The organism is Thiocapsa rosea (assembly GCF_003634315.1).
Lineage (GTDB): Bacteria > Pseudomonadota > Gammaproteobacteria > Chromatiales > Chromatiaceae > Thiocapsa > Thiocapsa rosea.
This window is the reverse complement of record NZ_RBXL01000001.1, coordinates 2,756,328-2,779,984: the sequence shown is the minus strand read 5'-3', so window position 1 is coordinate 2,779,984 and position 23,657 is coordinate 2,756,328. Positions and strand designations below refer to the sequence as shown.

Below are 23,657 nucleotides of genomic sequence, written 5' to 3'. Positions count from 1 at the left end.
TCGGTCGTATTGGATCGGCCCCGGAGCGACCAAGCACCCCGGAGTCGGCGCAGTTTAGGCGTCATCCTTCCACGCGAAGCCAAAGACAACCCTCGGCACTCGCGGCCTGGATGGCCATGAGGCGCTCGGCGTGTGCGTCGAGCGCTGCTTGGTCGGCTCGAATCACGCGAAGTCTGGGCCGACTCGGATCCAGTCGGCCGCGCTGCCGAGCGTCCGGCCCTGCATGAGACGGCGTCGCGACCTCCTCCCCGAGACTCAAGGCCACCTGCCCGCCGGTCATGGCGAGATAGACATCCGCCAGGATCTCGGCATCGAGCAGAGCGCCGTGCAGGTCGCGATGGCGATGATCCACGCCGTAGCGCTTGCACAAGGCATCGAGGCTGTTGCGCTGCCCCGGATGGATGCGCCGAGCCATGAGCAGCGTGTCCGTCACCTCGCACAGGTCCGGGATCCGCGGTGCTTCGGCGTTCCAGCCGGCAATCTCGCGATCGAGAAACCCGAGATCGAAGGCCGCGTTGTGGATGATCAGCTCGGCCCCTTCCACGTAGTCCAGAAAGCCCTCGGCAATCTCGGCGAAGCGCGGCTTATCGGCGAGAAAGGCGTTGGTGATCCCGTGCACGTCGGAAGCGCCCGCATCGATCTGCCGATCCGGCTGAAGATAGCGATGGAAGTTGTTTCCGGTCAGGCGCCGGTCGATCAGCTCGACACAGCCGATCTCGATGATGCGATGGCCAGCCTGTGGATCGAGACCCGTGGTCTCGGTATCGAGCACGATCTGTCTCATTATAAACCGCGTCCAGAATGAAACCCGCCGGGTTGCAGGCAAGCGAGTCCCCGCGGACTCCAAATGCCTCGGACCTGACGCGGTTTAAAAAAGGAAAATTTGAACATCTGAATCGCGTCTGCGCCGACGCAATCCGAATCACGCGACGCTGAGTCGACGCGAAAACCGCGCATGTCATGCCGGACGCGATTCAGCCCCGATCCCGCGATTCGCCAGCTTATCCGCACGCTCGTTCTCGGCATGACCGGCGTGGCCCTTGACCCACTTCCAACGCACCTGATGAGCGCCGATGGCGCAATCCAGACGTTCCCAGAGGTCGCGATTCTTGACCGGCTTACGATCGGCCGTCTGCCAGCCGTTGCGTTTCCAACGCGGCATCCATTCCTCGACACCGCGCTTGACGTATTGAGAGTCGGTGACGATCTCTAGACAGGTCGGACGCTTCATGGCCTCCAGCGCCATGATGACCGCCATCAGCTCCATGCGGTTGTTGGTGGTCGCGCGCTCGCCGCCGCAGAGTTCCTTTTCGACCTCCCCCCATCGCAGCAGGACACCCCACCCCCCGGGTCCCGGATTGCCCTTGCAGGCACCGTCGGTATAGGCGCGCACGCAATCAGGCATGACCGGCCCTGCGTGTCGTCGGCTCAGCAGCACCGCCGCGCAACAGCGACCGCCCCCAAGCCGGGCGCAGCGGCGTCAAGGTCGCCACGCGTTTGACGGCCCGGATCAAATAGACACCACCCAGGATCGGCCAGAGGCGCCGACCCAAGGTGTCGAATGCCGCACAGCTCGGCCCCAAGGCGCGCCGGAACGGCGGCCGAAACATGATGTGCTCGCGAAGCTCGATATCGAAACCCAACACGGACAACCAATCCTCGATTTGATAAGCAGTGCGGAAACGCCCGCACCAAGGGACCTGCGTACCGGAGCCGTGCAGCAGCGACCAGAGGCCCCAGGCACTGAGTGCGTTGAAGCCCAGCACGATCACCCGCCCCTCCGGGATCAGAACGCGCTCGACCTCGCGCAGCACCGCTTGGGGATCGGGCGAGAAATCCAGGGTATGCGGCAGCAGGAGTGCGTCGATCGAATCGCTCGCTAGCGGCAGGCGGCTCGGCAATCCGACGATCTCGCGCCCAGCGTGACCGGAGGGCTGCTCGCAGGGCATCAGGATACGATGGCGGATCCGGCTCGAGGCCATCGCGTCTCGAAAGCTCTCGGTCACGCCGATCTGGACCAGGTAATAGCCAAAGGTGTCGCTCAGCAGCCGCTGAACGCACGCGCTCTCGAGCGCCGCCACCTCGGCTCCGAGCGGCGACCGGTACCAGTCTTGTAGTTCTGCCAGGGGTGAACCCGGGTCCTTGCGCACAGTCATGCCGATGCCTCTTCAAGAGCCGCATGTTAACCGTGATTGAGCGCACTGTCGTGCGGACGTCGAGCGGAATTTCCTGCGACCGGATCTGGAATTAACGGCCGGCTTTGGGTATGATGCTTTCCTAATTCCTGGAAAACTCAATTAAACAATCACTTACCGGGAATTCCTAGGGGGGAAACATGCCTGATGCCGCACGTTTTGCGCGCTCGCTCGGCGCGCTCGGCGTTCTATCGCTGCTCTTGAACGGATGCGCGACGGAGACCCGCATGGTCGATAACGACTTCGGAGACTCCGGCTACTCAGGCATGGTGTCCGCTCGCGAATACGGCTTCGTCCGACCGGCCACGGATGTCGTGGTCATGGAAAGATACACCGCCGGGCGTGCGGATCCGCGCGGTGACCTTTGGAACCGTGTCCGTACCGGGATGAGCCTGGATCTCCACGCAGACGCACGCATCGACAGCACGGTGGAGCGCTTCCGCCGAGACCCCCAGTATCTCTCCAGGATGTCCCAGCAAGGGATGCCCTATCTGCATATGATCGTCACCGAGATCGAGCGGCGCGGACTGCCGATGGAGCTCGCCTTCCTGCCTCATGTCGAAAGTCGCTTCAATCCGGTGGCCACGTCGCCGAAGGCGGCCGCCGGGATCTGGCAGTTCATGCCTTACACCGGGCTCGAGATGGGCTTGAGACAAGATGCCTGGTACGACGGCCGACGCGACCCGCTGGCCTCCACCGGCGCGGCACTCGACTATCTCGAGCAGCTCAACCGACGCTTCGACGGCGACTGGGCGCTCGCCATGGCTGCGTACAACTGCGGTCCGGGTCGCGTGGCCGCCGCACAGGCCGCCAATCGCCGCAGCGGCAAGCCGACCGACTACTGGTCGCTCAACAACCTTCCGAACGAAACCAAACAGTATGTGCCGCAGATCCTCGCCACCGCGCGCCTGGTCGCCGCACCCACCCGCTACGGCCTCAACCTTCCGCCGGTGCCGGATCGTCCCCAGCTCGAGGTGGTTCGCACGCAGCAGCCGGTCGATCTGAACCGGGTTGCCTCGGCGACCGGCGTGCAGCTCTACGAGCTGCAGCGTCTCAACCCCGCACTCAAGCTCGGACGGACGGCTCCCGACGGCCCCGGCCATATTCTGGTGCCGGCCGGGACCGGGCAGCGGATCGGCAAGAAGATGGGCCAGGTCCAGATCATGCCGGCCAGGGCCTCTGCGGCCCAGTCCCGATCCAGTGCCGCAACCCGCTCGACGCTCGCGCGTGCCGAGCGCCATAAGATCCATGTGGTGAAGGGTGGCGAGACCATCGCCTCGATCGCGCGCGCGAACGGTATCGAGCCGCGCGCACTCGCGGAGCTGAACGGCATCTCCGTTCGCGAGCCGCTGCTCTCGGGTCAAACACTCAAGGTCCAGGCGACCGATGACTCCGCCTTGATCACGCACTTGGTCACCAAAGGCGATTCGATCAAGACACTGGCCAAGCGCTACGGGGTCAGCGTCAAGGATCTCCAGCGTTGGAATCGGCTCGCCGAGACGCGGCTGAATCCGGGCGACCTGATCCTCATCTATCCGCCGGGGCGGGCTCCGACCTCCTGACAGCTGACTCATTCGGCTGGTACACTTCGGCGAAGCGCGTCAGCGCTTTTAAAGGCACTTCCGAAGGGGGCAGTTTCGATGTCGAATCACAAGAATGTCTTGGGTGAGCCCCTCGAGCCCTGCTCGACCGATCCCTTGACCGGCTTCACGCGCAGCGGCGACTGCGAGACCGGCCCGCAGGACCTGGGATCCCATACGGTCTGCGCGCGCATGACCCGCGAATTCCTCGCCCTGAGCCTCGCCCGCGGCAACGACCTCGTGACCCCTCAACCCGAATACGGCTTCCCCGGCCTCAAACCGGGTGATCGCTGGTGCCTCTGTGCCGCGCGGTGGCAAGAGGCCCTCGAAGCCGGCGCAGCCCCGCGCGTCGTCCTGAGGGCGACCCACGAGCGCGCACTTGAGGTCGTCAGTCTCGCCGACCTCAAATCGCATGCCTTCGACCTGTCGTGAGGCAAGGGCGAGATCTGGTCGCGCACCAGGCCATGCCTTGATCATCGCCGCAGTGCTGTCGATGGGTTCGGCGCCCGCACCGGCGATGTCGTACCTCCCGATCGCGGATCCGAGCGCGCCCCCAACCCACGCACCGTCCCATCGTGCCCCCCCGGGCAAGGCAGACCGGTTGGTCGTCAAGAAGGCCGAGCGTCGCCTCTACCTGATGCAGGGCGACCGAACCTTGCGGAGCTATGAGATCGCGCTCGGGTTTCAGCCGATCGGGCACAAGACACGCGAGGGCGACGGCCGCACCCCCGAAGGACGCTACCTGCTCGACCGGCGGAACGACCGCAGCCGGTTTTATAAGGCGCTGCACATCTCCTATCCAAGCCCCGGCGACCGATGGCGAGCCGAGCGTCGCGGAGAACCGCCCGGAGGGATGATCTTGATCCACGGCCAACCGAACGGAAAAAACCGCTCGACGCGGATCGAGGATGATTGGACGCTTGGCTGCATCGCCGTCTCCAACCGTGAGATCGACGAGATCTGGTCACTCACCGTCGACGGGACGTCGATCGAGATCTTGCCATGAACCCAGAGCCATCGAAATCGCGCATCGTGTCGGTCGGCGGGCGGCTCCTCTCCTGGGTCGAGATGGTCGGTCTCGTGGTGATCGCCGTCGCGACGCTCATCGCCGGTATCCAGGAGATCACGGAGATGGTCGGCCGCCGCGCGGTCAGCCTCGGCGATCTTCTCCTGCTCTTCATCTATCTCGAGGTGCTGACGATGGTCGGCATCTACCTGCAATCCGGCGCCTTGCCGATCCGCATGCCGCTCTATATCGCAATGGTTGCACTCGCCCGCCACCTGATCATCGACATGAAGGAGATGACCGAGACCGCGATCATCGCCACCTCGGTCGCCATCCTGATTCTGGCCGTCGCCGTACTCCTCATCCGTTTCGGGCATGTCCGCTTCCCCTACAGCGCCTCGAGCCGGGACGAGGATGCGGGTTGATCGGGACGCAAGTCGGGGCGAAACGTTCAGGCGAACCCGCATTCGGACTCGGAATGAAGCGCACTGCGCCGACACCACGCGAGATCACCGGGGTCATCCTGGCCGGTGGCCGCGGACGTCGCATGGGGTGCGTCGACAAAGGGCTGGTGGAGTTCGCCGGTCGCCCGCTGATCGAATGGATCCTTGATGCACTCGCACCACAGGTCGGCACGCTGCTCATCAACGCAAACCGTCATCGCGAGATCTATGCAGGATACGGCGTGCCCGTGATCGCCGACTCCGAACCCGGATTCAACGGACCTTTAGCCGGGATGCTGTGCGCCATGCGCGCCGCTCGAACCGATTGGATCTTGACCGTTCCGTGCGACGGGCCTTTGTTGCCGCCCGATCTCGCGCGCGGACTCATCGCCGCGTTGGCATCGGACGATGCCTCTCTGGCAACAGTCACCGAAGGGGTCCGCATTCACCCGGTCTATGCCCTGATGCCGGTCTCGCTCGAACCGGAACTCTCGGCCGATCTCGCGGCGGGCACTCGAAAGGTTGCGGATTGGATCGTTCGACATCGCCCTGCGCTAGCCGACTTCAGCGATCGGCCACAAGCGTTTTCAAACATCAATTCAGCGGAGGACGTCGCGCGACTCGAAGCACAGCTGAAGACATCGACGTGACAGGGCGGGGACAGCAGAGTCGGTGCCCCGGATAGGGCCGAGCGGGACAGAGCACAACGAAACATAATGCTCTCAAGGGCCGTAGCCCATTGAGAGCAGTGCGACGGGGGCCGGGTGCCTCAGACTGCATCCAACGAAGACCTTTGCCTGCGTTGGATCGTGCCTATCAGCTCAGCTCCGGGTGGTGTCGCAACCTCAGTCGGGGGTCACGTTCTCCGCCTGCGGCCCCTTGGGGCCTTGCGTGACTTCCATGGTCACGCGTTGACCCTCGAGCAACGTCTTACGACCCGATCCATTGATGGCACTATGATGGACAAAGACGTCTTTGCCGCCCTCGCGCTCAATGAAGCCATATCCCTTCTCGTCATTGAACCACTTGACCGTCCCGGAAACCAATTCACCTGGCATATCAACCTCATCACTTAACGGACCAACCTGAGTTGGCTTTACTTAAACCCAGCCTTGCAATAAGGCTAGTGTGTCCTCCACTCGATCTTGAGTGGAATCTGAATCAAGACCATCTGACTCAGTCTTTATCATGCGTCGGATCCCGGTCACCGAAGGGCGTTCCATGGTTCGCGTGCAGCATGCCTTAACCGGATTTTTCTTGTCGTGCCGTACCCCGAATCACCGTGCAGCTCCCGCAACGCACCATACCGAACGGCATCCCTGTTCCGATCGCCCTTCGCTCGAGGCGCAGCCACGACTCGCGCCTTGCCCGATGCGCTGAACCGGACGCGACAACCTCTACTGGAAGGCGGATGCTCATCGGCACGGAATTGGAGAGGAGGCAGGAATAAAAAGCAGATGTCGGAATGGGGTCGATCGTCTGATCTCGAGATTTGATCTCGCACAGGGGTGGCCTCAAACGGTGCCGAGCGATTCGAAGCACCAGGCCCGAATTCCATGCGCGGGGCTTTCACTTGCGCCTAGTGTACCGCGAAATTCGGAAAATGCGCGCCCGTTGCAGCCATCGGAGCAAAAAAATTTGCGCACGCACGGAACCTCTCAACCGACCCGCTCGGGACCCTGCCAGGCCGGACCGGAGCTGGACTCGACACGCTGAATGCTGGGGTACATGAGATTCTGATAAGGCATGCTGACGAAATGCCCCTGAATCGCATCCACACCCGCGGCAGCCAGCATCGGCAGAAGCTCGGCGTTGTCGACCGCCAACGCGATGACCCGCATGCCCTCCTTCTTCGCGCACTGCACCAGCGCGTTCACCGCATCCTGCGGAACACGCCGCTCGACCAGCCCCTGTGTGAGGCTACGCTCGAGCTTGACATGCGTGATGAGGTCGCGGTGCTCCGCGAGAAAGGCGCAGTCATCCACTCCGGCATCCTCGATCAACAGGCCATGATTCTTGGCTTGCAGCGACCGGGCAAAACGCTCCAAGGCCAATCGCGCATCGGTAAAGGCGGACTTGCGCACCTCGATGACGATCGAGCCGCGCGCAAGGCGGGCGGCCGAGATAAAGGCTGCCAGCGCCTTCGCCGTCTCCTCGGAGCTCAGGGTCTCGGTCGCGACATTGATGAACAGCACCGCGTCTTGCGCTCCGCCCTCCTGCATCTCCTGAAGCGTCGCCAAGGCGCGGCGCAGGATCCACAGGTCGATCTTGGTCATCCATCCGGCAGATGCCAGGACGGGCAGAAATTCAGCGGGCATCAGCAGTTTGCCGGTGTCGTCCTTGAGACGCACCAAGGTCTCGAACATGCTTCGATGCTCTTCGTGCGTGCTCAGCGAGATGATCGGTTGAAATTCGAGCGTGAGCCCGCCTGCATCGATCAGCGCACGGATACGGGTCTGATCGTCAGCCGGGCTTGCGCCGAGCGCCGCGCCGTTGCGCTGCACACCCTCCTTGTCCGGGCGCGCACTGCGACTCAAGTCATGGATCGTCGCCAGCACGACCGACCGCGGGGCAGCCTGATCGAGGAGCCCCGCCGTGCGGCGTAGAGCACGTAACTCCTTGCGAAGGGCGCAGCTCTGCAGCTCGCGCTCGCACACCACCAGAAGGTGCTCGATCTCGTCGCGCACGACCAAGTCTGCGGCGCCGAGACGATGACCCTGTTGCACACTCAACGGACTTTCGACCGCCTTCACAAGGACCAAAGAGGCATCCAGCTCGTCCCGAAAAGGCAGGATAGCGGCCTCCACACCGAGACCCTCGACGCTCTCGCCGTCGCACAAGATCAGATCCCACCAATTCGGCCGCTCCAGGGCGCTGCGCAGGCTTTCGCGCGTGGAGACCTCGGTCAGATCGACCGCGATGCCCTTACGGTTGAGGAGTGCTGCGATGCGAAGATCCGAGGGTTCGGGGTCGATGCAGAGGATTTGCTTCGCTTTGCTCATTGCGAACGGACTCGCCGCGCACGGATCCAACTGGAGTAACAAAACCATACGGCGCGCGGGCCTTCAACACAAGAGGTGGCGCTGTTCGCATCAGACCCGCAGACAATGGACAAGACGGGTCTCGCTCAGACGCGTCTCCTGCGGATACGACTGCGCACAGGCCGCAACCGCCTCCGGGCAGCGCGGGTGAAAGTAGCAGCCCGAAGGCGGGTTGCTCGGCGAGGGCATGTCGCCTTCAAGACGAATCACCGTGCGCCGCTTCTCCGGATCGATGACGGGCACCGCCGAGAGCAGCGCGCGCGTATAGGGATGGCGCGGGTCATCGAGGACCTCATCGACCCGCCCCCGCTCGACGACACGCCCGAGATACATGACCGCCACCTCATGCGCCAGATAGGCCACCACCGAGATGTCGTGGGTGATGAAGAGATAGGCGAGCCCGAGACGATCCTGAAGATCCTTCAGCAGGTTGAGGATCTGAGCCTGGACCGAGACGTCCAGCGCACTGGTCGGCTCGTCGCAGACGATGAGCTTGGGCTCGACCGCGAGCGCGCGGGCGATACAGATGCGCTGACGCTGCCCGCCGGAGAACTCGTGCGGGTAGCGCTCGACGGCATCGGCGTCCATGCCGACCAGATCGAGCAGCTCGACCACGCGCCGCATCCGCCCCGCCCGACTGCGCTCGATTCCGAGCGCCTGGAGGCCCTCGCCGATCAGATCGCCGACCAACATGCGCGGATTCATCGCCGCGTAGGGGTCCTGGAAGATGATCTGAAGATCCTTGCGGAAGGGACGCATCCGGCGATGCCCTAGCCCCGTCAGCTCCTCTCCCCGATAACGGATCGAGCCGCCGGTTGGCGTCGTCAGCTGCAGGATGCCCTTGCCGGCGGTCGTCTTGCCGCAGCCGGACTCCCCGACCAAGGCCAAGGTGCGGCCCGGGGTCAGGTCGAAGGTCAGGCCGTCGACGGCGCGCACCTGCCCGACGACACGCCGGAAGACGCCGTCGTGGATCGGGAAGTGGACCTCGAGATCCCGGACCTGCAGCATGGGGGAAAGGGCTGCGCCGGGATCCGTCGGGGCCTCCGGGACCGATGGCGGAACAACAACCGGATCCCGGATCCCGTGCGTCAAGCCCTCGGGCTGCCCGTCGTCCTCGTCCCACAGGTGACAGCGCACGCCCTGCCCGGTCTCCAGGTCGCGCCAGACGGGCGCTTGATCACGACACCGCGGCATGACCGCATCACAGCGCTCGGCGAACCGACATCCGACGAACGCCTGATCCAGATGCGGAACGCGCCCCGGAATCACGGCCAGACGCGCACTGCGTTTGGCCGCGCCGGGCAGGCTCTCCATCAAGCGGCGGCTATAGGGATGCGCCGGCGCGGCGAAGAACGCCTCGGTCGTCGCGGTCTCCAGGATCTGGCCCGCATACATCACGGCCAAACGGTCCGCCGTCTCGGCGACCACGCCGAGATCGTGGGTGATGAGGAGCACGGCCATGCCGGTCTTCGCCTGAAGATCCTTCAGCAACCGCAGGACTTGGGCCTGAATGGTGACATCCAGCGCGGTGGTCGGCTCGTCGGCGATCAGGAGCTGCGGATCGCCTGCCAAGGCCATGGCGATCATGATGCGCTGCTTCATGCCGCCCGAGAGCTGATGCGGGTATTCCTCGACCCGTCGGGCCGGATCCGGGATACCGACCGCGCGCATCAGCTCCACGACACGCGCCGGAGTGCGATCGCGCGAGCCGCCCTCGTGAACCCGGACCGCCTCGGCGATCTGGTCGCCGACGCTCATCACGGGGTTGAGCGAGGTTTGCGGCTCCTGGAAGATCATCGCCATACGCCCGCCGCGGACCCCGCGCATCTCGGCCTCGGTCAGGCGCAGCAGGTCGGTTCCGGCCAAGTGCACCGCGCCCGCCGTGACCCGTCCGGACGGCGGCAGGAGCCGCATCAGCGAGAGCGCCGTCATGGACTTGCCGCAGCCGGATTCACCGAGCAGCACGAAGGTCTCGCCACGGCGAATGGTCAGGTCGATCCCGTCGACGACCCGCACCGGGCGCGCGGCATCCCCGAGCAGCGTCGTCAGCCCCGAGACCTCGAGCAGCACATCGGACGACATCAGACGCTCACCCTCTTCGTTCCAAAACGAGCGATTGAACCGCACGGACGCACCGCACGCACGGCAAACACAGTGTGCTCGCAGACGTGATCAGCGTGCACCCTTGAGCCTCGGGTCGAAGGCATCGCGCACCACGTCGGCAAAAAGGTTCGCCGCGAGCACCAAGGCGAACATGAAGACAAAGGCCGCGGTCAGGGACCACCAGACGACCGGATCCCGCGCCAGCTCGAGCCGTGCACTGTTGATCATGTTCCCCCACGAATTCATGGTCGGGTCCACCCCGATGTTGATGTAGGAGAGTACGGCCTCGGCAAGCACCAGCCCACTGAAGTCCAACACCAGAGTGATCAGCACGATGTGCATGACATTGGGCAGGATGTGACGGCCGATCAGGGTGAAGTGACCGACACCCAAGGCGGTGGAGGCCTGGACATAGTCGACCTCACGCAGCTTCAGGGCCTCTCCGCGCAACAGTCGGCACAGACCGGTCCAACTGGTCACGCCCAGGATCAGTACCAGGAACAGCAGACGCAGATCGGCGCGCTCGACCAGGCTCGCGAAGTCGTCGGCATTGTTGCTCATGTAGACCTGCAGCAAGAGGATGGCCGCGGCGATCAGGAGGACGCCCGGGATGGAGTTCAGCGTGGTGTAGAGATACTGGATGACATCGTCGACCCAGCCCCTGAAATAGCCGGCCATGATGCCGAGCAAGACCGCGGCGGGCAGCATCACCAGGGTGGTGAGCGTGCCGATCAGCAGCCCGGTGCGGATGCTCTTGAGCGTCTGATAGAAGACATCCTCGCCGACCTTGTCGGTTCCCAGGACGTGGTACTTGAGCGCCAGCTCGCCCGCTACAGCGCTGAGCACCAGCATGATGCCGAGCATCACGAGGGCGGTCCGCCAGGGGGTCGGCGTGCGTCCCGCAAGAATGGCCGCGCGGGTCGCCGCCGGCGTCTCCCCGCGCGCGCGGGCGATCAGCCAAAGGATACCTGTGATCAGGACGACCCAGATGACCAAGCCCTGCAGCGCACCCCACGCGGCGCGCCAGGCGATGTCGAAGCCGCGCTGACGCGCCGGATCCTCCAGATGCGCACCACCGTATTCGAGCCGCGGAAAATCGCGCACCAGGGTCCCGTCCGGCTGCTCGATCGCCTCCTTCACGAAGAGATGGGTGGCAAAGGGCGCCGAATAGGTCTTCTCTTGACGCTCGCGTAGCCCGCTCAACGCCAGGTCGAGCAGACTCAAGACCTCGGGCGAATAGCGGATCTCCGCGCTGTCGTCGCCTTGCCGGTCGAGCGCGAGCCGAAAATGCACCGTGTCGAGCAGCCCGACGACCACATAGAACCCGAGCACGACGATGGTCGCCACGCCCACCCGGGAGCGCACCACCCGCCGCCAGGGTGCGCGCATATGCTCGTGCCGCGAGGCATAGAGCACGAAGGCACCAATCAGCACCAACAACAAAAACACCAGACCGTCGGTCCAGAGCACGACCGGCATCACGCTCATGGCTGTAACCTGACCCGCGGATCCACCAACGTGTACGAGATATCCGTCAGGATCAGCCCGACGATATAGAGCACGGCCCCGAGGAACACCATCGAGCGCACGATCGCGAAATCCTGGCTGTTGATGGCGTCGATCGTGTAGCTGCCGAGCCCCGGAATCCCGAAGAAGGATTCGGTGATGAGACTCCCCATAAAGAGCAGCGGCAGCACCACCACGACACCGGTCAGGATGGGGATCAAGGCATTTTGCAGGACATGGCGGAAGAGGACGCGCCGCTCGCTTAAGCCCTTGGCCCTTGCGGTGCGAACATAGTCCTTGGAGATTTCCTCCAGAAAGAGGGTGCGATACCAGCGGGTGCCGGCCCCGATCCCGCCGATCACGCCCACGATCACAGGGAGGATCAGGAATTTCCATGCCTCCACGCCCGTGTCGTAACCCGAGATGGGTACCAAGTGAAAGAGCTTCCCGAGCAGAAACTGTCCGCCGATGATGTAGAAAAGGCCCGAGATCGACATCATGGCCACCAGCAGGACGACGCTGCCGATGTCCACATAGGTCGCGCGAAAAAAGACGATGAAGAGCGCGTAGGAGATGTTGAAGGCGAGTCCGACCAGCAGCACGGGGATGGCGATGGCCAGACTCGGCCACATGCGCTGGGAGATGTCGTAGCCGATATCCCGACCGTTGTCGGACGAGCCGAAGTCGAAGACGAACAAGCGGATCGACTTCTCGAAAAAGATGGTGTCGGTGAAGCGCGCGAGGCCGGGGGCCTCCGGATTGTAGAGCAGCGGTCGATCGTAACCGTGCTCCTGCTTCCAGGTCTGGATCGCCTCCTCGGTGACCCGTTTTTCGCCCAGATGCATCCGCGCCATGTCGTCGGGCGCATTGACCACGAAGAAGAGCACGAAGGTGATGAGGTTGACCCCGATCAGGATCGGGATGGCGTAAAGCAGCCGGCGGACGATGTAGGCGGTCACAGCGCGGTGCTCCGCTCCCGCCGCCACACCAGCCAGAGTGCCGGCAGGACGATCACCAGGACGAGCACGCCGATCGCCCAGAGCGGCCAGAGGATCGGCGGGTTCCAGTCATGGCGCAGCCGCTCGCGCAGCTCGGGGTCGACCCGGCGATACTTGAGCGTATTGTTCGCCATCTGGTTCGGGCTGGCGTTGTACATCCATTGATGGTGCAGGCTGAACGCCTTGGGGTTGAAGCCCCAGAGCCAGGGCGCGTCGATGCGCGCGATCTCGACCATGCGGTCGATTGCCGCTTGGCGCTCGGGGCCGTCGTCCATGAAGCGCATCGCATTGAAGAGACGATCGAATTCCGGGTTGGCATAGTTCGACGCGTTCTCGCCTTGATGCTCGACCTTGCCGTTCGGCCCGTAGAGCAGGAAGAGGAAGTTCTCCGGGTCCGGGTAGTCCGCGTTCCAGCCCCACATGAAGACCTGACCGGTCCCGTTGCGGATCTTCTCCTGAAAGCGGTTGTAGTCGGTCGAGCGGATCACGAGCTCGATGCCGAGCTTCGCGAACTGCTTGCGGATCCAGTTCAGACGGGCGCGGTCGTCGGGGCCGGTCGCGATCGCCTCGTAGTTGATCGTAAGCGCTCGCCCGGTCTCCCGGTCGCGACCGCCCGGATACCCGGCCTGCTCCATCAGGACGCGGGCCTCGTCGAGACTCCGACGCACGGCCCGGTCACCGATCCATTCGTAAACGAACGGGTTGATCCCCGCCTCACCCTCGCGGTAGCCGAAGATGCCGGGCGGGATGGGGCCCTGCGCGGCCAGACCGCGTCCGTTGGTGAAGATGGAGATGAACTCCTCGAAGTCCACCGCGATCGCGATGGCTCGGCGCAGGAGGCGCGCCCGCTCGGAGTCCCCGCCGATCACGGGATCAAGCATATTGAATCCCATGTACATGACGGACGGCTCGACCGATGTCAGCAGGGTGATCCCGCGCTCGCGCATCGCATCGGTGAGGACAGGCTCGCCCCCGGTGTCGATCTGAACGGCTTGGTCGAAGGCATCGGAAGAGATCCCGGAGCTGTCGTAGAAGCCCTGCAGGAACTTGTTCCAGCGCGGAATGCTTTCCTTCTCGAGGCTGTAGACGGCCTCTTCGATGAAGGGCATCGGCCGGCCGGCGTCGACGAGGATCCCGGATGCCGCGTCGTCCGGCATGCCCTCGCTCGGATAAGGCTCGCCGCGGAAATTCGGGTTGCGCGCAAGCACCATCCGAAGATTCGGGTTGTTCTCGCCGAGCATGAAGGGCCCCGTGCCGACCGGGTACCAATCCAGCATGATGTTGCGCTCGCGCAATCCCGGCTGGGCGTAGAAGACCTCCGCCTCCCAAGGCATGGGGGCAAAGAAGGGCATAGCGAGCCAGTAGGCGAACTGCGGATACTTGCCCTTGACACTGATGCGATAGCTGTAAGGATCGACGCGCTCGACACCGGCGATCTCGGACGCTTTGAGTCTGGCTACGCGCTGCAACGGATCGGTTTCGACGCTCCCGACAAGGCTCTCCGCGTAGTCTTCGAACCCGAGGATGTGCTTCTGCATCACACCCGCAATGGGTGAATGGACCCAGGGTGCAGCCAGCCGCTTGATCTGGTGGATATAGTCCTCCGCCGTCAGCTCGCGGGTGCCGGTCTGCTCGAAGTCCCCGAGTTGGTTGACTCCGCGCAGATCACGGGCGTTCAGCGTGTGATAGCGATAGTGGCCGGCATCATCCGAGGCGAACGCCGGGTGGGGCTGATAGCGAATCCCGGGCTGGATGCGGATCAAATAATCGCTGCGATGGATCGACTCGACGGGTGCATCCTGCGGGAGCGGGTTGCCGTCGATGTCGAAATAAGCAGGCTCGGGAACCTCAAGCGCCGTGAGCGGCACCAAGCGATAGGGACGCAGCAGAAAATGGTACTGAAGCGGCGGCTCGTAGATCTGTGCGAGGAAGGCATACTCGTCGGCGCTGTAGGAGCGCGCCGGGTCCAGATGCTTGGGCCGCTCGGCGAACGAGCTGTAGACCCGATTGCTCGTCGCCTCGCCGGCCGGGTAGGGGTCGTTCCACGGCGCCTCGCCGCATCCCGCCAACAGAACGGCGGCCAGGCCAAACAGAAAACGTCCCCGGATGTCGAACCGCTCGATTGACCGCACGCCTGACCCTTTCACCGATAACCGAGTTTCTGTAATGTTAGCCCCGCAAATGGGGGTGAGACGAGGGATTGCATCGGCCTCGAGGTGTTCGCGCCGAGGCGCAGACGTCGCACGTCGCAGCTGCGACGGCGCGGACCTCGATCTTCGGACGATCGCACCGACGATTTCAAGGGGCGATTGCTCCGGTGCAGCCGCTCCCGCCCCGACCCACCTGCACGCCTCACGGCGCGGCCCACTGAACGCCCACTGAACGCAAGAGATATCGAAATATGGGATTCCTAAGCGGAAAGAAGATCCTCGTTACCGGGGTCGCCAGCAACCGATCCATCGCCTGGGGTTGTGCCGAGGCCATGCACCGCGAGGGTGCCGAGATCGCCTTGACCTACCAGAACGACAAGCTCAAGTCCCGCGTCGAAGACATGGCGGCCAAGTGCGACTCGGATCTGACCTTTCCGCTCGACGTCGGCAGCGACGGCGACATCGAGGCCCTGTTCGCCGCGCTTGCCGAGCGCTGGGACGGCCTGGACGGCATCGTCCACTCGCTGGCCTTCGCCCCGCGCGAGCAGCTCGAGGGCGACTATGTCGATGCGGTCACCCGCGAAGGCTTCGCGACCGCTCACGACATCAGCTCCTACAGCTTCGCGGCACTGGCCAAGGCTGGCCGCGGGATGATGCAGGGACGCAACGGGGCGCTCGTCACCATGACCTATCTCGGCGCCGTGCGGGCCGTTCCCAACTACAACGTCATGGGTGTCGCGAAGGCAAGTCTCGAGGCGAACATGCGTTATCTCGCGGCTTCGCTCGGACCGCACGGGACCCGCGTGAACGCCGTCTCCGCCGGCCCCATCCGCACGCTTGCCGCCGCCGGGATCTCGGATTTTCGCGATATGCTCAAGAAGGTCGAGGAGCGCACGCCGTTGCGGCGCAACGTCAGTATCGAGGAGGTGGGAAATGCCGCCGCCTTCCTGTGCTCGGATCTGGCGAGCGGCATCACGGGAGACGTGCTGTACGTCGATACCGGCTACCACATCCTGGGATTGGGCTAAGGTCGCGGCGGGGCGCCCGGAGAGTTGTGCCGGTCGCCCCGCCGAGCAGTTACCCCGTTCGGGCCGACCGGCGACGCCTGGATCGAAGGTCAGGTCAGAGGTCGGACGTCAACTTGATCGGCTTGCGTTCCACCTTGGCCCGCAACTGCATGTCGCCGAGCATGCCGTCGTAGAGGTGACGTCCGAGCAGTTGGGCAAGCATCTCGGCCTCGGATGCGGGTGAAGGGCCTTCCGCCGGCGTCGTGTCGCCATCCTTGACTGCGGTCACTTGAATGACCGCCACGTCACCGTTCTCCAGCACCGTCGTGCCGACGCTTGCCGTACCCTCGACGGGTGCAGGCAGGGTAAAGGCCAACTGCCGAACCGGCGCCGGAACGCTCTGAAGATCTCGAGCCACTGCGCCCGGGGACTCGACGACCGCAGAGGGCATCGCCTCGGACCAGTTCACGCCTTGCCGTAGCTGCTCCACAGCCGTGCCGGCGGCCTGCAGAGCCGACTCGCGTGCACGCTCCGAACGCAACTCCTCGGCGATCTCGTCCCGCACCTCGTCGAGCGGCCGCACCGCCGCCACACGGTGATCCGCAACGCGCAGGACGACGGCGCGCAGGACATCGCGTTCGGGCTCGATCAGATCGCTGTTGGTGCGGCCCACGAGAACCTCGTCGCTGAACGCGGCGCCCGTCACGCGCGGATGCGCGAGCACGCCTTCCCCGCCCGCGCGGCCGATCCAATCGCTTTGCTGGAGCGTCAGGCCAAGCTCGTCCGCCGCAGGCTCGAGGCTATCCGGGGTTTCGTAGGCAACATTGGCGAGGCGCTCGCCGAGATCGTAGAAGAGCGATTCGGCACGCTGGCGCGAGACCTCGGCACGAAGCTCTTCCTTGACCTCTTCAAACGACTTCACGGCCGGCGGAATAATCTCGGTGACCTCGATGAGGTGGTAGCCAAAGCGCGTACGGACAGGCTGGCTGAGCTCGCCCTCCGGCAGCGCGAAGGCAACCATATCGAACACCGGATCCATAATGCCTTGCTCGATGGTCCCGAGCGATCCGCCCTCGCTCGCACTTCCGGGATCCTGAGACTCGGCACGCGCGACCTCGTCGAACGCCTCGCCCGCGAGGATCCGCTCTCGAATGGCCTGCACCTGCGCCTCGACGGCCTGCGCCGACGCCTCGTCCGCATCTTGAGGAACGGTGACGAGAAGATGACGCACGCTGCGCAGCTCGGGCTGACCAAAGCGTGACTGATCCTGCTCGTAGACGCGCAGAAGCTCGTCGTCGCGAATCTCGGCACCCTTCGCAAGCTCGGCGACATCAAGCACCAGATAATCCAACTTGACCATTTCCGGACTTTGGAAACGCGCCGCGTTGGCCTCGTAGAAGGCTTGGATCTCGTCCTCGCCGATCGGCGCGTCGCTTTGGAAATCCGCCGCGGGCATGAGGGCATACGAGAGTTCTCGGGTCTGACCGGAGAGCCGCCGATAATCGTCGAGCTCCCGGCTCGTGATGAGCTCGCTACCCACGACGGCGCGCAACAACTGATTTCCGATCAACTGCTGACGCAACTGCTCTTCGAACTGCGCGGGAGAAAGCCCCTGTAGACGGAGCAATCGCTCGTAGGATTCGCGGTCGAACCGGCCGTCGCGCTGAAAGGCAGGCTCGGCGAGGATCTGTATGCGCACCTCTTCGTCCGACACCCGCATACCGATACGGTTGGACACATCCAGCAGCAGCGTTTGCCGAATCATGTCGTCGAGGACCTCGGCACGCAGGCGCCCCTCCTCGAAGAGCGCCGGATCGTAGGCGGCGCCGAGACGCTCGCGCAGCTCGATTCGCGCCTGCTGAGCGCGCCGACTCAGATCGCGGTCGGTGATTTCGACCCCGTTGACCGTTGCGACGACGGGCTCGCCCCCGACACCCAGGTAAGACTGGATACCCCAAAGGGCGAATGGAATACTGATGAACCCGACGATAACCCAGGCGAGCCAGCCTTGGGCACGTTCCCGAATGGCTTGAAGCATGAGGCGTTCAACTGCTGATTGGGGCGGTGGAGGATGGATCCGGGAGAGAAGTCCGGGATACCGAAGGCGGTATCCCGGACTGGCAGTGATGGCGGAGCGGACGGGGCTCGAACCCGCGACCCCCGGCGTGACAGGCCGGTATTCTAACCAACTGAACTACCGCTCCGAAAAACTTTGGCCCGGAAACGCGTTGGTTCCTAAGGGCTTGGTGGGTGCTGCAGGGATCGAACCTGCGACCCTCGCCTTGTAAGGGCGATGCTCTCCCAGCTGAGCTAAGCACCCTTCAGACGAACGACTATTGTACTGCGTCCTTCAGGGCTTTGCCAGCCTTAAATGAAGGTGTCTTCGACGCCTTGATCTCGATGGCCGCACCCGTCTGAGGGTTGCGACCGGTGCGCGCGGCGCGCTCCTTCACTGCGAAGGTCCCGAAGCCGATCAGGGAGACCGTATCGCCCGCCTTGAGCGCACCGGCGACGCCATCGGTGAAGGCATCCAAGGCCTTCCCCGCCGCAGCCTTCGAGATATCCGCAGCGTCCGCCATTTTTTCGATGAGTTCCGACTTATTCATTGCTCCCCCTGTTGATTCGTTCACTGTGCGCCAAAACGCGCCCCGACGCTGAGGAAGCCGAAACCGGCTTCCGGGCCGATGAGCGGGACAGTAACACCGTCTCAGCGGCACAACCGACCTGCGCTGCATGCTAAATCGGAGTCCGGACGAGGGCAACCGGCTTTTTGATGTTCGGGCCGATAAAACGGCTATCTGTAGACGAAACGAGAACAGCCCGCACCCGGCCCGGTCGACATCAATGATGGAGCCGAGCCGTCTGATCGCGCACAGGGTCGGCGGGAGCTTCGCGCTTGTCCTCTTCAACCGTGATCGGGTCGCTTCCGTCAGCCTCGGCCGCGATGCGCTCCGGGCGTTGCGTCAGCGCAATATCGAGAACCTCATCGATCCAGCGCACCGGATGGATCTGCAAATGCTGCTTGATGTTCTTCGGGATCTCGGTGAGATCCCGCTCGTTCTCGAGCGGAATGATCACCGTCTCGATGCCGCCCCGATGCGCCGCGAGGAGCTTCTCCTTCAGCCCGCCGATCGGCAACACCTCCCCGCGCAGGGTGATCTCGCCGGTCATGGCGACGCTTGCCTTCACCGGGATCTTCGTCAAGGCGGACACCAGTGCGGTGCACATCGCCACGCCGGCACTCGGACCGTCCTTCGGGGTCGCCCCCTCGGGCACGTGGATATGCACGTCGAGCGTGTTGTGGAAGTCCGGAGGAACCCCGAGTGCGTCGGCGCGCGATCGCACCACGGTCATCGCGGCCTGGATGGACTCCTGCATCACGTCGCCCAGCTGCCCCGTGTAGGTGAACTTTCCCTTGCCGGGGACCAAGGCCGACTCGATCCGAAGCAGCTCGCCGCCGACCTCCGTCCAGGCCAGACCGGTGACCTGGCCGACTTGGTCGTGCTCGTCGGCGCGGCCGTATCGGAAACGCTGCACGCCCAGGTACTTTTCAAGGTTCTTAGCGCTGACCGTCGTGGCCGTGTCGCGTTTCTTGAGCAGCACCTCTTTGACGACCTTGCGGCAGATCTTGGAGATCTCGCGCTCGAGACTGCGCACACCGGCCTCGCGCGTGTAATGACGAATAATGTCGCGCAACGCGCTCTCGCGAATCAACACCTCGCCGTCCTTCAGACCGTTGTTCTTCATCTGCTTGGGGAGCAGATAGCGCTCGGCGATCGCGACCTTCTCGTCCTCGGTATAGCCCGAGAGACGGATCACCTCCATGCGGTCGAGGAGCGCCGGCGGGATGTTCAACGTGTTCGCGGTCCCGACGAACATCACCTCGGACAGGTCGAAGTCGACCTCCAGGTAATGATCGTTGAAGGTGTGATTCTGCTCCGGATCCAAGACCTCGAGGAGCGCCGAGGCGGGGTCGCCACGGAAGTCCATCGCCATCTTGTCGATCTCGTCGAGCAGGAAGAAGGCGTTGCGCGAGCCGGCCTTGGAGAGATTTTGGATGATCTTGCCGGGCAGCGCACCGATGTAAGTCCGACGATGGCCGCGAATCTCGGCCTCGTCGCGAACACCGCCGAGCGACATGCGCACGAACTGACGGTTGGTCGCCCGCGCGATGGATTGGCCGAGCGAGGTCTTGCCCACGCCGGGCGGGCCGACCAAACAGAGGATGGGGCCTTTGAGCTTACGCACCCGCTGCTGGACGGCGAGATACTCGAGGATGCGTTCCTTGACGCGCTCCAGACCGTAGTGGTCCTTGTCCAGGACCGCCTCGGCGACCTTGATGTCGTTGCGGATGCGCGTACGTTTTTTCCAAGGCACCGCGACCAGGGTATCGATATAGTTGCGAACGACTGTCGCCTCTGCCGACATCGGCGACATCAGCTTGAGCTTGTTCAGCTCGCCTTGCGCCTTGTTCTTGGCCTCGCGCGGCATCCCGGCCGCCTCGATCCGCTTGGCCAGATCTTCGATCTCGTTGGGCGCATCCTCGAGTTCGCCGAGCTCCTTTTGGATCGCCTTCATCTGCTCGTTGAGATAATACTCGCGCTGATTCTTCTCCATCTGGCGCTTCACACGCCCGCGGATGCGCTTCTCCATCTGAAGGATGTCGTTTTCGGACTCCATCAGACCCATCAGGTGCTCGAGGCGTGCCTGGATATCGATCATCTCCAGAACACGCTGCTTTTCATCGAGCTTCAACGACATGTGCGCGGCCATGGTGTCCGCGAGGCGACCGGCTTCGTCGATGCTCGACAGCGAGGTCAGCACCTCCGGCGGCACCTTCTTGTTGAGCTTCACGTACTGATCGAACAGCGTGACCGCCGAGCGCATGAGCACTTCCTGCTCACGCTCGTCGACCTCCAGGGTCTCGTCCATCGGCTCGATGTTGGCCGAAAAGGAGCTTTCCGTGGTGAGGAAACGGTCGATACGTGCCCGCTGATTGCCCTCGACCAAGACCTTCACGGTCCCGTCGGGGAGCTTGAGCAGCTGCAGGATGTTGGCCAGGGTGCCGATCTCGTGAAGATCCTTCACGCCCGGATCGTCGACATCGGCACTCTTCTGGGCGATCAGCAGGATCTGCTTGTCGCTCGCCATCGCGGCGTCGAGCGCACGAATCGATTTATCCCGGCCGACAAACAGCGGAATCACCATATGCGGATAAACGACGACGTCCCGCAAAGGAAGAACCGGAACCTCCTGAAAGGTGCCGGATGCCGAGTTGGATACTGAATCGTGGTGCGCCATGTGGATCCGTTCTCGTGAAGTGGACGACCCGAGCCGGCGAGGTTTGCCGCCGGCTCGCGAGCGCGCGTCGGCTCGGTGCGTCGGTGAAGTAAGGGTCTGCGGTAAGGATCAGGGCGCGCCGAGCCGACTTCAACAGAAACCCGGTGCAGTCGGTGCCCGCAACGACTGCGGGACACGAGGGAGACGAGCGTGGTTCAGTCGGCCGCGACAGCCTGCTTTTCCAGACCTTCGTAGATCAGAAACGGCTTGTTCTCGCCCGAGATCACCGATGCATCGATCACGACCTTGCCGACATGATCCATGGACGGAAGATCGTACATGGTGTCCAGGAGCACCTGCTCCATGATGGTTCGCAGTCCGCGGGCCCCGGTCTTTCGCTCCATGGCCTTGCGCGAGATCCCGTGCAGGGCGTCCTCGCGAAGCTCGAGCTCCACGCCCTCCATCTCGAAGAGACGCTGATACTGCTTGACCAAGGCATGTTTGGGCTCGGTGAGGATGCGCATCAGCGCCGGCTCGTCGAGCTCCTCCAAGGTTGCCATCACCGGGAGTCGGCCGACGAACTCGGGGATCAGTCCGTACCGGATGAGATCCTCGGGCTCGACCGCGCTGAAGAGCTCGCCGATCTGACGTCGGTCGTCTTGGCTGTGGACCTCGGCCGCGAAGCCGATCCCGGTCTTACGCGAGCGGTTTTGAATCACCTTGTCCAGGCCCGCGAAGGCGCCGCCGACGATGAAAAGAATGTTGGAGGTATCGACCTGCAGGAACTCTTGCTGAGGATGCTTGCGCCCGCCCTGCGGCGGAACCGAGGCGACGGTGCCTTCGATCAGCTTGAGCAAGGCTTGCTGGACGCCCTCGCCGGAGACATCACGGGTAATCGATGGATTGTCCGATTTCCGCGAGATCTTATCGATCTCGTCGATATAGACGATGCCGGTCTGTGCCTTCTCGACGTCGTAATCGCATTTCTGAAGCAGCTTCTGGATGATGTTCTCGACGTCCTCGCCGACATAGCCGGCCTCGGTCAGGGTCGTCGCATCGGCGATCGTGAAGGGCACGTTCAGTAGGCGTGCAAGGGTCTCCGCCAGCAGCGTCTTGCCCGACCCGGTGGGGCCGATCAGGAGGATGTTGCTCTTGGCGATCTCGATGTCTTCCTTGGCCTCGGCGACCTCGAGACGCTTGTAATGGTTGTAGACCGCGACCGAGAGGACCTTCTTGGCCTGCTCTTGGCCGATCACGAACTCGTCGAGCCGCGCATTGATCTCGCGCGGCTTGGGAAGGTTGTTGGTTGCCTCGCCGACGCCGTCCTGCATCTCCTCGCGAATGATGTCGTTGCAGAGCTCGACGCACTCGTCGCAGATGAAAACGGACGGGCCGGCAATCAGCTTGCGGACCTCGTGTTGACTCTTGCCGCAGAACGAGCAGTAGAGTAGTTTCCCGTCGTCGCTCTTGCCGTGGCTATTTCCACTCATCGCGGTCGAGTCTCCGTGCGGTCGGTTGGTTTCAGGATAAATGGCTCCCTGAAGGCGCAAACTGAATCATAACGGTTTGCTGTTGGATGGCAAGATGGTGACGATTCCCGCCCGTCACCACGGGATCGCATGCGATCGGCGGTATCCGGCGCAGAGCGGCGATCCGAAGACGGATATGCGCGACCTGCGCGGGACGTCGCAATCAGGCCTTCGTCGGCGCAGGACCGCGCTCGTCGATGACCTTGTCGATCAATCCGTATGCCACGGCTTCCTCGCCGCTCATGAAGCGGTCACGCTCGGTATCGTCCGCGATCTTCTCGATCGGCTGGCCCGTGTGATGGGCGAGGATTTGATTGAGTCGATCGCGAATATACAGAATCTCGCGCGCATGGATATCGATATCCGTCGCCTGGCCCTGGAACCCGCCCAGGGGCTGATGGATCATCATGCGCGAATGAGGCAAGCAGACGCGCTTGCCCGCTGCACCGCCCGCCAGCAGCAAGGCGCCCATGCTGGCCGCCTGACCGATGCACATGGTGCTGACGTCGGGCCTGACGAACCGCATGGTGTCGTAGATCGCCAGGCCCGCCGTCACGGAGCCGCCCGGCGAGTTGATGTAGAGGTGGATGTCCTTGTCGGGGTTCTCCGACTCCAGGAACAGCAGTTGCGCCACCACCAGGTTTGCCATGTGGTCCTCGACCGGACCCACCAGGAAGATGACGCGCTCCTTGAGGAGCCGGGAGTAGATGTCGAAGGAGCGCTCGCCGCGCGCCGTCTGCTCCACGACGATGGGCACCAGCCCCAGGCCGGAGGGCTGCCAATCCGAACGGCTCGAAGAATAGCTCATAGGATGTTTCA

Annotated in this window: 20 protein-coding genes and 2 tRNA genes; 6 read left to right on the top strand and 16 right to left on the bottom strand. The window is 63.6% G+C overall.

The genetic code is table 11. The annotated features are described in order from the left end of the window. Window positions 1–61: 61 nt before the first annotated feature. The 3 genes from dnaQ to BDD21_RS12335 form a co-directional block, all read right to left on the bottom strand. The gene (gene dnaQ, locus BDD21_RS12345; RefSeq protein ID WP_120797420.1) at window positions 62–784 is read right to left on the bottom strand and encodes a DNA polymerase III subunit epsilon; all 723 of its coding nucleotides are present in this window, start codon (window positions 782–784) and stop codon (window positions 62–64) included. 174 nt (window positions 785–958) lie between these two features. Further along, complete coding sequence (gene rnhA / locus BDD21_RS12340) at window positions 959–1,405, bottom strand: ribonuclease HI (protein ID WP_120797419.1); 447 nt, start codon at window positions 1,403–1,405, stop codon at window positions 959–961. Continuing rightward, window positions 1,398–2,156: a class I SAM-dependent methyltransferase gene (locus BDD21_RS12335; protein WP_120797418.1), complete on the bottom strand. Its 759-nt coding sequence runs from the start codon at window positions 2,154–2,156 to the stop codon at window positions 1,398–1,400. The genes rnhA and BDD21_RS12335 overlap by 8 nt, the downstream gene beginning before the upstream one ends. A 179-nt stretch (window positions 2,157–2,335) precedes the next feature. On the opposite strand from BDD21_RS12335, the gene BDD21_RS12330 reads away from it, so the two are divergent. The 5 genes from BDD21_RS12330 (at window position 2,336) to mobA (ending at window position 5,874) form a co-directional block, all read left to right on the top strand. Continuing rightward, window positions 2,336–3,757, top strand: coding sequence for a transglycosylase SLT domain-containing protein (locus BDD21_RS12330; RefSeq protein ID WP_120797417.1), 1,422 nt, complete (start codon window positions 2,336–2,338; stop codon window positions 3,755–3,757). Window positions 3,758–3,835: 78 nt separating this feature from the next. Beyond that, on the top strand, window positions 3,836–4,207 hold the full coding sequence (locus tag BDD21_RS12325) for a DUF2237 family protein (RefSeq protein WP_120797416.1): 372 nt from the start codon (window positions 3,836–3,838) through the stop codon (window positions 4,205–4,207). Window positions 4,208–4,292: 85 nt separating this feature from the next. Further along, a complete protein-coding gene (locus BDD21_RS12320; protein ID WP_120799894.1) occupies window positions 4,293–4,781 on the top strand; it encodes a L,D-transpeptidase family protein in 489 nt (162 codons plus the stop codon). Beyond that, a complete protein-coding gene (locus tag BDD21_RS12315; RefSeq protein ID WP_120797415.1) occupies window positions 4,778–5,206 on the top strand; it encodes a phosphate-starvation-inducible protein PsiE in 429 nt (142 codons plus the stop codon). Before BDD21_RS12320 ends, BDD21_RS12315 begins: the two co-directional genes overlap by 4 nt. A gap of 53 nt (window positions 5,207–5,259) precedes the next feature. Beyond that, window positions 5,260–5,874, top strand: a complete 615-nt coding sequence (mobA, locus tag BDD21_RS12310; protein ID WP_120797414.1) for a molybdenum cofactor guanylyltransferase MobA — start codon at window positions 5,260–5,262, stop codon at window positions 5,872–5,874. A gap of 195 nt (window positions 5,875–6,069) precedes the next feature. On the opposite strand, the gene BDD21_RS12305 is transcribed toward mobA, so the two are convergent. The 6 genes from BDD21_RS12305 to BDD21_RS12280 form a co-directional block, all read right to left on the bottom strand. Beyond that, window positions 6,070–6,282, bottom strand: coding sequence for a cold-shock protein (locus tag BDD21_RS12305; RefSeq protein ID WP_007193172.1), 213 nt, complete (start codon window positions 6,280–6,282; stop codon window positions 6,070–6,072). Between the two features lie 600 nt (window positions 6,283–6,882). Continuing rightward, window positions 6,883–8,226: an EAL domain-containing protein gene (locus BDD21_RS12300; RefSeq protein WP_120797413.1), complete on the bottom strand. Its 1,344-nt coding sequence runs from the start codon at window positions 8,224–8,226 to the stop codon at window positions 6,883–6,885. Between the two features lie 90 nt (window positions 8,227–8,316). Beyond that, the gene (locus tag BDD21_RS12295) at window positions 8,317–10,347 is read right to left on the bottom strand and encodes an ABC transporter ATP-binding protein (RefSeq protein WP_120799893.1); all 2,031 of its coding nucleotides are present in this window, start codon (window positions 10,345–10,347) and stop codon (window positions 8,317–8,319) included. 90 nt (window positions 10,348–10,437) lie between these two features. After that, window positions 10,438–11,856 (bottom strand): ABC transporter permease, encoded by a 1,419-nt coding sequence (locus tag BDD21_RS12290; RefSeq protein WP_120797412.1) that lies wholly within the window; start codon window positions 11,854–11,856, stop codon window positions 10,438–10,440. Continuing rightward, on the bottom strand, window positions 11,853–12,833 hold the full coding sequence (locus tag BDD21_RS12285) for an ABC transporter permease (RefSeq protein WP_120797411.1): 981 nt from the start codon (window positions 12,831–12,833) through the stop codon (window positions 11,853–11,855). Before BDD21_RS12285 ends, BDD21_RS12290 begins: the two co-directional genes overlap by 4 nt. Continuing rightward, entirely contained in the window at window positions 12,830–15,004 is a 2,175-nt protein-coding gene (locus BDD21_RS12280) for an ABC transporter substrate-binding protein (RefSeq protein ID WP_120797410.1), read from the bottom strand. The genes BDD21_RS12285 and BDD21_RS12280 overlap by 4 nt, the downstream gene beginning before the upstream one ends. Window positions 15,005–15,273: 269 nt before the next feature. Between BDD21_RS12280 and BDD21_RS12275 the strand changes: the two genes are divergently transcribed. Continuing rightward, entirely contained in the window at window positions 15,274–16,050 is a 777-nt protein-coding gene (locus BDD21_RS12275) for an enoyl-ACP reductase FabI (RefSeq protein WP_120797409.1), read from the top strand. A gap of 94 nt (window positions 16,051–16,144) precedes the next feature. Here BDD21_RS12275 and BDD21_RS12270 read toward each other — a convergent pair whose 3' ends face one another. From BDD21_RS12270 to clpP, 7 genes are all read right to left on the bottom strand, one after another. Next, window positions 16,145–18,067, bottom strand: coding sequence for a SurA N-terminal domain-containing protein (locus tag BDD21_RS12270; RefSeq protein ID WP_120797408.1), 1,923 nt, complete (start codon window positions 18,065–18,067; stop codon window positions 16,145–16,147). A gap of 89 nt (window positions 18,068–18,156) precedes the next feature. Continuing rightward, window positions 18,157–18,233 (bottom strand) — tRNA-Asp (locus BDD21_RS12265). A 40-nt stretch (window positions 18,234–18,273) separates the two neighbouring features. Continuing rightward, window positions 18,274–18,349, bottom strand: a tRNA-Val gene (locus tag BDD21_RS12260). 13 nt (window positions 18,350–18,362) lie between these two features. Then, window positions 18,363–18,635 carry an HU family DNA-binding protein gene (locus tag BDD21_RS12255; RefSeq protein ID WP_093027006.1) on the bottom strand — a complete coding sequence of 91 codons (273 nt, stop codon included), beginning with the start codon at window positions 18,633–18,635 and terminating at the stop codon, window positions 18,363–18,365. A 235-nt stretch (window positions 18,636–18,870) separates the two neighbouring features. Further along, the gene (lon, locus tag BDD21_RS12250) at window positions 18,871–21,330 is read right to left on the bottom strand and encodes an endopeptidase La (RefSeq protein WP_120797407.1); all 2,460 of its coding nucleotides are present in this window, start codon (window positions 21,328–21,330) and stop codon (window positions 18,871–18,873) included. 194 nt (window positions 21,331–21,524) lie between these two features. Next, window positions 21,525–22,799, bottom strand: coding sequence for an ATP-dependent Clp protease ATP-binding subunit ClpX (clpX, locus tag BDD21_RS12245; protein WP_120797406.1), 1,275 nt, complete (start codon window positions 22,797–22,799; stop codon window positions 21,525–21,527). 202 nt (window positions 22,800–23,001) lie between these two features. Beyond that, window positions 23,002–23,646 (bottom strand): ATP-dependent Clp endopeptidase proteolytic subunit ClpP, encoded by a 645-nt coding sequence (clpP, locus tag BDD21_RS12240; protein ID WP_120797405.1) that lies wholly within the window; start codon window positions 23,644–23,646, stop codon window positions 23,002–23,004. Between the last annotated feature and the right edge of the window lie 11 nt (window positions 23,647–23,657).

Bases quoted from the DNA above. Each gene is read 5' to 3' on its own strand.
- BDD21_RS12295 (WP_120799893.1), bottom strand. From the start codon at position 10,347: ATGTCGTCCGATGTGCTGCTCGAGGTCTCGGGGCTGACGACGCTGCTC.
- clpX (WP_120797406.1), bottom strand. From the start codon at position 22,799: ATGAGTGGAAATAGCCACGGCAAGAGCGACGACGGGAAACTACTCTAC.
- BDD21_RS12325 (WP_120797416.1), top strand. From the start codon at position 3,836: ATGTCGAATCACAAGAATGTCTTGGGTGAGCCCCTCGAGCCCTGCTCG.
- BDD21_RS12275 (WP_120797409.1), top strand. From the start codon at position 15,274: ATGGGATTCCTAAGCGGAAAGAAGATCCTCGTTACCGGGGTCGCCAGC.
- mobA (WP_120797414.1), top strand. From the start codon at position 5,260: ATGAAGCGCACTGCGCCGACACCACGCGAGATCACCGGGGTCATCCTG.
- BDD21_RS12335 (WP_120797418.1), bottom strand. From the start codon at position 2,156: ATGACTGTGCGCAAGGACCCGGGTTCACCCCTGGCAGAACTACAAGAC.
- rnhA (WP_120797419.1), bottom strand. From the start codon at position 1,405: ATGCCTGATTGCGTGCGCGCCTATACCGACGGTGCCTGCAAGGGCAAT.
- BDD21_RS12315 (WP_120797415.1), top strand. From the start codon at position 4,778: ATGAACCCAGAGCCATCGAAATCGCGCATCGTGTCGGTCGGCGGGCGG.
- BDD21_RS12305 (WP_007193172.1), bottom strand. From the start codon at position 6,282: ATGCCAGGTGAATTGGTTTCCGGGACGGTCAAGTGGTTCAATGACGAG.
- lon (WP_120797407.1), bottom strand. From the start codon at position 21,330: ATGGCGCACCACGATTCAGTATCCAACTCGGCATCCGGCACCTTTCAG.
- BDD21_RS12300 (WP_120797413.1), bottom strand. From the start codon at position 8,226: ATGAGCAAAGCGAAGCAAATCCTCTGCATCGACCCCGAACCCTCGGAT.
- BDD21_RS12270 (WP_120797408.1), bottom strand. From the start codon at position 18,067: ATGCTTCAAGCCATTCGGGAACGTGCCCAAGGCTGGCTCGCCTGGGTT.
- BDD21_RS12330 (WP_120797417.1), top strand. From the start codon at position 2,336: ATGCCTGATGCCGCACGTTTTGCGCGCTCGCTCGGCGCGCTCGGCGTT.
- BDD21_RS12255 (WP_093027006.1), bottom strand. From the start codon at position 18,635: ATGAATAAGTCGGAACTCATCGAAAAAATGGCGGACGCTGCGGATATC.
- clpP (WP_120797405.1), bottom strand. From the start codon at position 23,646: ATGAGCTATTCTTCGAGCCGTTCGGATTGGCAGCCCTCCGGCCTGGGG.
- dnaQ (WP_120797420.1), bottom strand. From the start codon at position 784: ATGAGACAGATCGTGCTCGATACCGAGACCACGGGTCTCGATCCACAG.
- BDD21_RS12290 (WP_120797412.1), bottom strand. From the start codon at position 11,856: ATGAGCGTGATGCCGGTCGTGCTCTGGACCGACGGTCTGGTGTTTTTG.
- BDD21_RS12320 (WP_120799894.1), top strand. From the start codon at position 4,293: ATGTCGTACCTCCCGATCGCGGATCCGAGCGCGCCCCCAACCCACGCA.